Origin of the sequence: Vibrio sp. Y58_MX_L22 (assembly GCF_024181865.1) — a bacterium.
GTDB lineage: Bacteria > Pseudomonadota > Gammaproteobacteria > Enterobacterales > Vibrionaceae > Vibrio > Vibrio alginolyticus.
On sequence record NZ_JAMZAN010000020.1, the window covers coordinates 19,546 to 30,840 of the forward strand.

The 11,295-nt window shown below is 45.5% G+C and carries 7 protein-coding genes; 5 read left to right on the forward strand and 2 right to left on the reverse strand.

Annotated elements, in window-relative coordinates:
* Nucleotides 1-5 precede the first annotated feature (5 nt).
* Entirely contained in the window at nt 6-704 is a 699-nt protein-coding gene (locus NL626_RS22365) for a DUF1481 domain-containing protein (protein ID WP_213872162.1), read from the forward strand.
* Between the two features lie 84 nt (nt 705-788).
* On the opposite strand, the gene purD is transcribed toward NL626_RS22365, so the two are convergent.
* Together purD and purH are read right to left on the reverse strand one after the other, a co-directional pair.
* Nucleotides 789-2,078, reverse strand: coding sequence for a phosphoribosylamine--glycine ligase (gene purD, locus NL626_RS22370; protein WP_253657752.1), 1,290 nt, complete (start codon nt 2,076-2,078; stop codon nt 789-791).
* 194 nt (nt 2,079-2,272) lie between these two features.
* Entirely contained in the window at nt 2,273-3,883 is a 1,611-nt protein-coding gene (purH, locus tag NL626_RS22375; protein ID WP_253657753.1) for a bifunctional phosphoribosylaminoimidazolecarboxamide formyltransferase/IMP cyclohydrolase, read from the reverse strand.
* Between the two features lie 265 nt (nt 3,884-4,148).
* On the opposite strand from purH, the gene zntR reads away from it, so the two are divergent.
* The 4 genes from zntR to NL626_RS22395 all read left to right on the forward strand — a co-directional run bounded on the left by zntR (nt 4,149) and on the right by NL626_RS22395 (nt 10,567).
* Entirely contained in the window at nt 4,149-4,547 is a 399-nt protein-coding gene (zntR, locus tag NL626_RS22380; RefSeq protein ID WP_005382529.1) for a Zn(2+)-responsive transcriptional regulator, read from the forward strand.
* A gap of 163 nt (nt 4,548-4,710) precedes the next feature.
* Nucleotides 4,711-6,273: a lysine decarboxylation/transport transcriptional activator CadC gene (gene cadC / locus NL626_RS22385; RefSeq protein ID WP_065275609.1), complete on the forward strand. Its 1,563-nt coding sequence runs from the start codon at nt 4,711-4,713 to the stop codon at nt 6,271-6,273.
* Between the two features lie 697 nt (nt 6,274-6,970).
* Entirely contained in the window at nt 6,971-8,314 is a 1,344-nt protein-coding gene (gene cadB / locus NL626_RS22390; RefSeq protein WP_005434864.1) for a cadaverine/lysine antiporter, read from the forward strand.
* Between the two features lie 117 nt (nt 8,315-8,431).
* Nucleotides 8,432-10,567: a lysine decarboxylase CadA gene (locus tag NL626_RS22395; protein ID WP_253657754.1), complete on the forward strand. Its 2,136-nt coding sequence runs from the start codon at nt 8,432-8,434 to the stop codon at nt 10,565-10,567.
* The last annotated feature ends 728 nt before the right edge of the window (nt 10,568-11,295 follow it).

The following is an 11,295-nucleotide window of genomic DNA, read 5'->3' on the forward strand; positions in this document are numbered from 1 at the left end:
ATTTCATGAAAAAACATCTACTCACTTCACTTCTCCTATCTAGCCTTACCCTTTTTGGCTGTTCATCGGTTGAAACTCCTAATTTAGAACAATTCACGCATTTTTCTGGTGGTAAAGTTGCGGGAGATGCTAGCAGCTTGTACTGGATGACAGAGAAACTCACTCGTGTGAGTACGGCGGCTGATTATGTGACTATGGGGGACAATGGTTGGTTCAAGAGTGATTATCGCTGGGATGAAGGTGAGTTGCGAGAGTTGATTCGAAAAGGCGAGCAAGTTGATACCAAACAAGAGTTGGTGCCTTTTCAAATCCACATCCGTTTCAATAAAGATGGCGAAGCGGTTTACCAACAATATCGTGTTAACCTTAAAGTCTTACCACTCCAGCATGACCAATTAGAGCGCTACAAAGCAGAAGCGAATGACGTAGTGGCATCGGTTAAGGCGCAGTCTCGTAACAATCAGAGCCTTATTCAAGGTTATTGGAATGGTCAATCGTTTGAAACCTGCAAAGGTAAGGTGTTCTCGACACTCGAGTTTAATCAGACGCTGCCAAAATTTATTATCGAGCGTCTCTCATCGGTAGACAGTTATGTGGCTTTTGTCGGCAAGCAGTCACGAAACAAAGCAATGGTCGATGAACTGTTGATGCTCAATGACGATGACTTTGATTGTGTTTCTCGGCCAAAGTTGATCTCTGAATAAACATTGCTTCGAATTCTGTCGAACAAGAACAATAAAAAAAGGCGCTGAGTGCGCCTTTTGTTTTTTAGCCAACTTATGTTGTTTTTATTTGTCTTGCTCACGTGCAATTGCACGGTAGCCGATATCGTTGCGATGGAACATGCCATCCCAACTGATCTGTTTTGCAAGCTCGTAAGCACGCTGCTGCGCTTCTGATACGCTGTTGCCAAGTGCGGTTGCACAAAGAACGCGACCACCGTTTGTCACGATGTCGCCATCTTTGTTATCTGTACCTGCATGGAAGACTTTTTCGCCTTCAATTTCAACTTGTGGCAGACCCGAAATAACGTCGCCTTTGTTGTACGCTGCTGGATAACCACCGGCTGCTAGCACGATACCAATCGATGCTCGTGGATCCCACTTCGATTCCGCTTGATCCAGTTTCTCGTCGATTGCCGCTAGACACAGATCAACAAGATCCGATTCCATGCGCATCATGATAGGTTGTGTCTCAGGATCACCGAAGCGGCAGTTGTACTCGATTACTTTCGGAGTGCCGTCTTTGTCGATCATCAGACCCGCGTATAGGAAACCAGTGTAAGGGTTACCTTCAGCGGCCATGCCACGTACCGTTGGGTAAATCACTTCTTCCATAATGCGGTTATGGATTTCCTGTGTTACCACTGGAGCTGGAGAGTATGCACCCATGCCACCGGTGTTAGGACCAGTATCTTTGTCGCCTACGCGTTTGTGGTCTTGGCTGGTGGCCATTGGTAGAACGTTCTCACCATCCACCATCACGATGAAGCTTGCTTCTTCACCATCTAGGAACTCTTCGATAACGACACGACTACCAGCATCACCAAATGCGTTGCCTGCTAGCATGTCTTTGATTGCGTCTTCCGCTTCTTCTAGCGTCATTGCCACAATCACGCCTTTACCAGCAGCAAGGCCGTCGGCTTTCACCACGATCGGTGCACCTTGCTCACGCACGTAAGCAAGCGCTGGTTCAATTTCTGTGAAGTTTGCGTAGGCACCGGTTGGGATTTGGTGACGAGCAAGGAAGTCTTTAGTAAACGCTTTAGAGCCTTCAAGCTGCGCTGCGGCTTGGGTAGGACCAAAGATTGGTAAGCCCGCTTCGCGGAACGCATCCACCACACCAATAACCAGCGGTGCTTCTGGGCCAACGATAGTCAGTTCAATCGCCTTCTCTTTGGCGAAAGCAACAAGGCCAGCGATGTCTTCTACATCGATGTTTACGTTCTCTAGTTTTGGCTCTAGTGCTGTACCTGCGTTGCCTGGAGCAATGAAAATAGTCTCAACATTTGGGTTTTGCGCTGCTTTCCAGCCTAGCGCATGTTCACGACCGCCTGAACCAATGATTAAAACTCGCATATGAAAATCCTTAATCTTATAAATACCGTTTGCTCAAACTCAGATATTTCGCAAAGACCTGAGTATGGCCTCTCTAATTCAATGGGACGAGGACAAGGCGACAAGTGAACTTATTCCTATGAGCATAGTATGCTATGTGATTAGGATAAGTGAACGCCGTCAACGCAGTTATCGTCCCAGTGAAGACGAGAGGATTAGTGGCGGAAGTGACGCATACCGGTAAAGATCATCGCCATGCCGTGTTCGTCTGCCGCTGCAATAACTTCGTCATCACGCATAGAACCGCCTGGTTGGATAACACACTTGATGCCTGCTTCTGCAGCCGCGTCGATACCGTCACGGAATGGGAAGAATGCATCTGATGCCATTACACAACCTTCAACCTGTAGACCTTCGTCTGCAGCTTTGATGCCCGCGATTTTCGCAGAGTAAACGCGGCTCATTTGGCCAGCACCTACACCGATAGTCATGTCGCTTTTCGAGTAAACGATCGCGTTAGATTTCACGTATTTCGCTACTTTCCAGCAAAACAGTGCATCTTTCAGCTCTTCTTCTGTTGGCTGGCGCTTAGAAACCACTTTTAGGTCGTCTAGGCTTACCATGCCTTGGTCACGGTCTTGAACCAGTAGACCGCCATTCACGCGTTTCACGTCAAAGCCAGTTGTCTTAGTTGTCCATTCGCCACACTCAAGTAGACGCACGTTCTTCTTCGCTGCAACCACTTCAATCGCTTCAGCAGAAACAGAAGGTGCGATGATCACTTCAACGAATTGACGCTCAACAATAGCGGTTGCTGTTGCTGCGTCTAGCTCTTGGTTGAATGCAATGATGCCGCCGAATGCAGATGTTGGGTCAGTTTGGTAAGCACGGTTGTACGCTTCTAGGATGTCTTTACCTAGAGCAACACCGCATGGGTTTGCGTGTTTTACGATTACACATGCTGGCTCGTTGAACTCTTTCACACACTCAAGTGCGGCGTCCGTGTCTGCGATGTTGTTGTAAGAAAGGGCTTTACCTTGGATTTGGTGAGCAGTTGAAACAGACGCTTCTTGTGGGTTAGCTTCGACGTAGAAAGCGGCAGCTTGGTGGCTGTTCTCACCGTAGCGCATGTCTTGTTTCTTCTCGAATTGCTGGTTGAAGGTGCGAGGGAATTTACTCTCTTCATCAGCCTTCTTTCCTTCTTCATCAAGCAAAGAGGCACCGTAAGATGGAACCATAGTGCCGAAGTAGTTTGCGATCATGCCGTCGTAAGATGCTGTGTGCTCGAATGCTGCGATAGCTAGGTCGAAGCGAGTTTCGAGAGTGAGAGATTTGTCGTTTGCGTCCATCTCTGCAATTACGCGGCCGTAATCATCTGCGTTAACAACGATAGTCACGTCTTTGTGGTTTTTCGCTGCAGAACGAACCATTGTTGGGCCGCCGATATCGATGTTTTCAACCGCGTCGGCTAGTGTACAGCCTTCTTTGGCAACGGTTTCTGCGAATGGGTATAGGTTTACGACAACCATATCGATAGGGTTGATGCCGTGCTTTTCCATCACGTCATCATCTTGGCCACGACGACCAAGCACACCACCGTGAACTTTTGGGTGAAGCGTTTTAACGCGGCCGTCCATCATTTCTGGGAAACCAGTGTAGTCAGAGACTTCAGTTACGGCGATGCCTTGTTCGGCAAGTAGGCGAGCTGTACCACCAGTAGATAGGATATCGACACCGCGCTCAGCAAGAGCTTGCGCAAACTCAACAATACCTGTTTTGTCTGATACGCTGATAAGCGCACGGCGAATAGGACGAGCGTTATTCATGCTTCCATTTTCCTCAAATTCACGGAGTTAAAGATGTTTGCCAAAAATGAACTTGTTTTTACCTCTTGGGGTAAAATATTGGCCAGTTTTGGTAAAGACCTTTGCAGGGTGTTTTCTGGTTAGAAAACAGTCTCCACATTTGATGGCGCGTATTCTAACCAATTTATTACAAAAAAGCTCGCGCAATCGTTTGGCATCTCAAAAATAATTGCAAAAAAGTCGTTCTTTAGCTTTAAAAGTAACGAGATAGTTAATAGGGGAAGTTATGTTTCAGATAGGTGAACTGGCAAAACGTTGTGGTGTGACTGCCGATACATTGCGTTTCTACGAGAAAAACGCGCTAATAAAACCCGCAGGACGAAGTGAGTCAGGCTATCGCTTGTATGATGAAGAGAATCAAAAGCAGGTGCACTTTATCCTCAAAGGTAAAGATCTTGGCTTGAGTCTGGATGAAATTAAAGACCTGTTAGAAATTAAGTTAGAAGCGACAGAACACAGCTGTGCAGAGGTAAAAGCCATTACTTCTGCCAAGTTAGAGCTGATTGATGGGAAAATTAACGAGCTGACGAAAATTCGCCGAGCGTTAAAGAAGATTAATGATGCTTGTTGTGGTCATACAGACGATGACGCCACACATTGCTCTATCCTTGCCGCACTTGAGTAGTCTCATTCTTGCATCACTTAACTTAAGTTTGCATTTTTGGCGACTTGCTTTTCTAGGTACATGCTGCTTTCCCACCTATAATCTTGCCTTTAGTTACTTGTAGGAATCGACCATTGTCTGATTTCTACCGTAACGCTGTCTGTAGATACGAGAGTTTTCATACATGGTTGGAGTCTATTTTCAAATCAATGACTGGGTTTTGAGCGTTGATGAAAATAAGCTGTATCGACAAGATAGGGAAGTTACTGTTGAGCCACGCTTAATTAATCTTTTGCACTTCTTAGCGGAGCATGCGAATGAGGTGTTCAACCGCGAGGAATTGATTCAGTACGTTTGGGCTGGAGCGATTGTGACCGATCAAGTGGTGACTCAATCCATCTTTGAGTTGCGTAAGCTACTACGTGACGGTCGAGAGGAAAATACCAACTACGTTATCACGGTGCCCAAGCGTGGCTATAAGCTGGTAGCGAACGTGGTTGCTATGACGCATGAAGAGTTTGTCACAAGTCGGCAAAATGAAGAGATCCCACCTTCGGTTGAAGAATCGGAAGAGGATTGTCTACCTATAGCACCAGCCGTTACCTTTCCTGCCGGTCCTCTAACTCGCGCGGTCTGCGAGATGTCAAAAGAGAAAAAAGCCCCTCAGAGCAAAAACAAAATCAGTCCTTGGCGATTGGGAATTATGAACTTCATCTGGATCAGTATGTTGGTCGTAGTGATGGGCGTGTTTACCTACAAGCAATCGGAAGTGCGTATTACCCAAGCCATCGATACCCATCTGATTGAGTTCAAGTTTCAAGATAATTTTACGAGTGAAGGATTAAGCTACGATTTGGCAGACGGATTCGCCCAAAAGTTGATGTCCGACATTGCTCAAGTCAGTGATTACCGAGTCATGCTAAAGAAGGCGTCGTTTACTTCTGGCATTGTGCCTGGTAAATCGGTTGTGGTGAGAGTTCGTGAGAATGACGGTGGCAGCTTTTTAGAGGTGGAATATCGCAATAACTCATCTGAGAAAGTGTTGTTTAGTCGTCAATACGCGTTAACCAGTAGTCATTTAAAGACAGTGCTTCAACAAGCGTCGTTGGATTTGATGCAAGTGCTGAAAGTGTCGGATGCCAAATTGAAATCTACGATGCTGGTGGCGGGAATGCCAATGAATCCCGACGCGTTGGAGTTGTTTGTTCAGGCTAACCATTACCTTAATGTCTCTGATACTAAACAATTCCGCCAAGGTATCGACTTGATGGAAAACATTTTAGAAATCGAGCCGGATAATGCTTACGTTCAAGCTGAGTTGTTGATTGCTTACCATGTACAAAAGGCACTTGATTTCTCACAGGAGTTGAAGAAAGGGCGAATGCAGCAGCTCAGTGAAGCACTAGAGACTAATGTGAAAATGATGGTGGGGCCAATTCAACCGCGAATTTATGAAGCTTTAGCACTGCACGAAACCATCATTGGTGACATGGCGTTAGCCAAGCGGCATCTCGGACAGGCATTGAGGTTACGTGATTCAGTGCTTTCCTATGTGATTCGCGGTAAGCACGCCGAATTGGATGGTGATCTGGATTTAGCCAGTGAGTCTTACAGTGAAGCTTTCTATATTGATACGTCGGTTGAGACGTACCTGCTGTGCGAAAACTTGGTCTTCCCAAGTAACATGAAGGCGATTGATTACGCCATGTATCGCGCCGTTCACCCTTCTGTCGTTCGAATGCTTTAATTCTCTCGGACTCAACGTCAGTCTAATGCTAGCCCCTCATTTCGGTGAGGGGCTTTTTTGTCGCTGTCGAAAAGTGAAAAGGGTGGGGAGGTGGGGCAATGACTTACGAAGGAGCTAACAACGCAAGCTTGCAACGGGAATACATACCCGCTTTGCTTCTCTATCTCTATCTCTATCTCTATCTCTATCTCTATCTCTATCTCTATCTCTATCTCTATCTCTATTGATTGTATGAAGTGTCTGGATGAGTTGTGTGGCGAGAATGATTCTGATGCTTTCTTGCAGGAGAGATGAATATTGACTTGGGTCAAAAAGCGCGATCAGGGAGAGATTTATGGACTCAACAGTTCAGGGAATTAACCCTTCGGGATGGGGAAGTTGATAGAGGTTGATAACTTTTATCGCGATGACCAACGAGTTGATGAGAGTTTATCTATCAGTAGAAGGTTTGATGTTTTTCTTATAACTAAATGAATAGTATGGTTTTATATTTTTGTTTTTATCATGTTTATCTCAACTTGATGTTGATGAACTAATCATTTTATTGATAACCCCAAGTTTATTTTTTTCCTAGTTTTTGGGCGTAGTCTTCACTTCGAAATTTAGCGAGGTCGAGCAGGTTTTTCCTCATAGCATCTCGCTAATAACCATTCAGTTTGAGTCATGTTGACTCGAGTAGAATAGATTTGGAGATGTTATGTCATCGAATGCGAAAAAAATCGGCCTTATTGCCTGTACGGGTGTCGTAGCCGGTAACATGATGGGTAGTGGTATTGCACTATTACCTTCTAGTCTTGCCTCTGTAGGCTCTGTTTCAATCTTCAGTTGGCTGATCTGTTTGGTCGGTGCACTGAGTCTGGCGTTTGTTTACGCTCGTCTGGCAACCAAAAACCCACAAGAAGGTGGTCCTATCGCTTATGCTGGCGAAGTGTCTCCGGTATTTGGTTTCCAAACGGGCGTTCTTTATTACCACGCGAACTGGATTGGTAACCTGGCTATTGCCATTACAGGTGTTTCTTACCTTTCAGTATTCTTCCCTGTGCTTAATAACCCAATCCCAGCAGGTATTGCGACGATTGCATCGGTATGGATCTTCACTTTCGTCAACCTACTTGGTGGTAGCTGGGTAAGCCGTCTATGTACGCTTGGTCTAGTTCTTATCCTTATCCCTGTTGTTGGTACAGCTGCATTTGGTTGGACACACTTCGACACTGCGCTTTACAGCCAAAACTGGAACGTATCAGCAGGCACTGACAGCCACGCGGTAGTTACAGCGGTTCTTATCTGTCTATGGTCATTCGTAGGTGTGGAATCAGCAGCGGTATCGACTGGTATGGTAGAAAACCCTAAACGTACCGTACCACTAGCAACTATGTTAGGTACTGGTATCGCAGGTGTAATTTACATCCTATCAACTCAAATGATCAGCGGCATGTTCCCAGCGTCAGAAGTTGCGGCATCAGGTGCGCCATTTGCATTGGCAACCACTGAGCTATTCGGTAGCTGGACTGCACCATTCGTATCAGCATTCACAGCGCTAGCATGTTTCACTTCGCTAGGTTCTTGGATGATGCTTGTAGGTGAAGCCGGTAAACGCGCAGCAAACGACGGCAACTTCCCTAAAATCTACGGCGAAACTGACAAAAACGGTGTGCCTAAGAAAGGTCTAATCCTTGCGTCAATCAAGATGACTGCACTGATGGTTGTACTGATGTTCTTCAGCTCTAAAACAGCGCACGCATCAGACCTGTTCAACCAACTAACGACTGACGCAGTTCTACTAACTATGCTGCCTTACTTCTACTCAAGCATTAACTTGATTCGCTTCGAAGGTATGACAACACGCAACGGCTTCGTAATGCTGTTCTCTGGTGTGGCTTGCCTGTTCTGCTTCATCGCACTAGCAGGTGCAGAGGGCGGTACGCTAACAGCAACCTTCATCGTGTCTCTCGTTATCTTGATGTTCTACAGCAAAAAAGCAGGTCTTGCTCAGTACGTGAAAATGCACGCTGACGACATGCCTGCCCAAGCAAGCAACTAATCCCCAAAACGCTGGCACTAAGGTGCCAGCCCATAAAACCCAAATTCACGCGGCGCTCACCTTACTCATTGCCTGTAAATGGCAAAGAGCGCCCTCATTCGCCTTGGAGATGTCCAAATGAATATATTCGCTATCTTGAACCACATGGGTGTGTTCTTTAAAGAAGAGCCAGTTCGTCAACTTCACGCTGCTCTTGAGAAAGCGGGCTACGAAGTGGTTTACCCAGTAGATGATAAAGACTTGATCAAAATGATTGAGATGAACCCACGCATTTGCGGTGTGCTGTTCGACTGGGATAAATACTCACTAGAGCTATGTGAACGTATCAGCCAAATCAACGAAAAACTGCCTGTTCACGCATTTGCTAACGAACAGTCTACTCTAGACATTTCACTAACAGACCTACGTCTAAACGTGAGCTTCTTCGAGTACGCTTTAGGTATGGCTGACGACATCGCTATCAAAATCAACCAAGCGACTGAGGCATACAAAGATGACATCATGCCTCCATTCACTAAAGCGCTATTCAAATACGTAGAAGAAGGTAAATACACCTTCTGTACTCCAGGTCACATGGGCGGTACTGCATTCCAGAAAAGCCCTGCTGGTAGCATCTTCTACGATTTTTACGGTCCAAACACATTCAAAGCGGACGTATCAATCTCAATGCCTGAGCTAGGTTCTCTACTAGACCACTCAGGTCCACATAAAGATGCAGAAGAATACATTGCACGTACATTCAATGCAGACAGCTCTTACATCGTAACGAACGGTACGTCTACATCGAACAAAATCGTTGGTATGTACTCAGCACCTGCTGGCAGCACAGTACTGATTGACCGTAACTGTCACAAATCTCTGACTCACCTAATGATGATGAGCGACGTGACACCAATCTACTTCCGCCCAACTCGTAACGCATACGGCATCCTTGGTGGTATTCCACAAAGCGAATTCAGCCGCGATGTCATTGCAGAGAAAGTGGCGAAAACACCAGGTGCAACAGCACCAACTTACGCAGTAGTGACTAACTCAACTTACGATGGCTTGCTGTACAACACACAATTCATCAAAGAGTCGCTAGATTGTAAACACATCCACTTCGACAGTGCTTGGGTGCCTTACACTAACTTCAACCCAATTTACGAAGGTAAATGTGGTATGAGTGGTGAAGCGATGCCAGGCAAAGTGTTCTACGAAACACAATCAACACACAAACTGTTGGCAGCGTTCTCACAAGCTTCAATGATTCACGTGAAAGGTGACTTTGATAAAGAATCTTTCAACGAAGCATTCATGATGCACACTTCAACTTCACCTCAGTACGGCATTGTTGCTTCTACTGAAACTGCAGCGGCAATGATGCGCGGCAACACTGGTAAGAAGTTGATGCAAGACTCTATCGATCGCGCAATCCGCTTCCGTAAAGAGATCAAACGTCTAGAAGCAGAAAGCGACAGCTGGTTCTTCGATGTATGGCAACCAGAAAACATCGATACCACAGAATGTTGGAAACTAGACCCTAGCGACACATGGCACGGCTTCAAGAACATGGATGACAACCACATGTATCTTGATCCAATCAAAGTAACGCTACTGACTCCTGGGATGAATAAAGAAGGCGAACTAGAAGAATCAGGTATTCCTGCTTCGCTGGTGGCTAAATTCCTAGACGAGCGCGGCATCGTGGTAGAGAAAACAGGTCCATACAACTTGTTGTTCCTATTCTCAATCGGTATCGACAAATCAAAAGCAATGCAATTGCTACGCGGTCTAACTGAATTTAAACGTGGCTACGACTTGAACCTAACCATCAAGAGCTTCCTACCTTCGCTATACAACGAAGACCCAAGCTTCTATGAAGGCATGCGTGTTCAAGAACTAGCACAAGCAATTCATGACCTAACTAAGAAATACAACCTACCAGAGCTAATGTACAAAGCGTTCGATGTACTTCCAGAAATGAAAGTAACACCACACGCAGCATGGCAAGAAGAGCTTCGCGGTAACGTAGAAGAAATCAAACTGGAAGAAATGGTTGGCCGCGTAAGTGCGAACATGATCCTTCCTTACCCTCCAGGTGTGCCACTAGTACTTCCTGGTGAAATGGTGACTCAAGAGTCTCGCCCTGTGCTGGACTTCCTAGAGATGCTTTGTGAGATCGGTGCGCATTACCCAGGTTTCGAAACCGACATCCACGGTCTATACCAACAAAAAGATGGTAGCTACACCGTAAAAGTATTGAAGAACTAAGTTCCTCTCGAAGATGACGTCATTGGGAATGCAAGCATGCTCCACTCTTACGAGCTCAATGTGTCATCGAACAATAACGACATTTAGATATACCCCTAACTCATCTGTCGTAAAGATAAGGGCAAGGATGCTCTGATCTTTTCTTCTATATATAGAAGAAACACTTTTCCAAGACTTCACCTGAAGTACCCCAAATAAAAAGCAAAGACCAAAAGAGCAGTTCGTTATCGTTCTGCTCTTTTTTCGTCTTTATATAGATAGAAAGAGAAAAAGAACCAAGAGAGATAAGATCAGCAATCAAAATCACAAAGAAATCGGCGATCTTTTAATGCAGAAGTCAGGTGTTTCATCATGAAAAGATCCTCTGCAACCCGAAATATTAGACAAGATCGTTGAGTATCTATGCAGAATGCTCGTTATTTGTTCGGTTGAAAGTTTTTTTGCAAAAAACGCTTGTGCTAATTTCTCAACCCCCTATACTGCGCATCCACCGACACGGAGTGAGACGAAAGTCACACAGCGAGTCGGGAAGAGAGAAAAAAGAATTTGAAAAAAATGCTTGACTCTCTCACGGTGTGAAGTAAGATACGCACCCCTAACGATGAGTAACTAAGTTGCTGAAAATGTTAGAAAAGCTCTTTAAAAATAAGAACCTATCAATCTGTGTGGGCACTCGTTGATGATAATCCAATTCGATACCTCGGTATCAAATTAGGTTTCAATGAAAC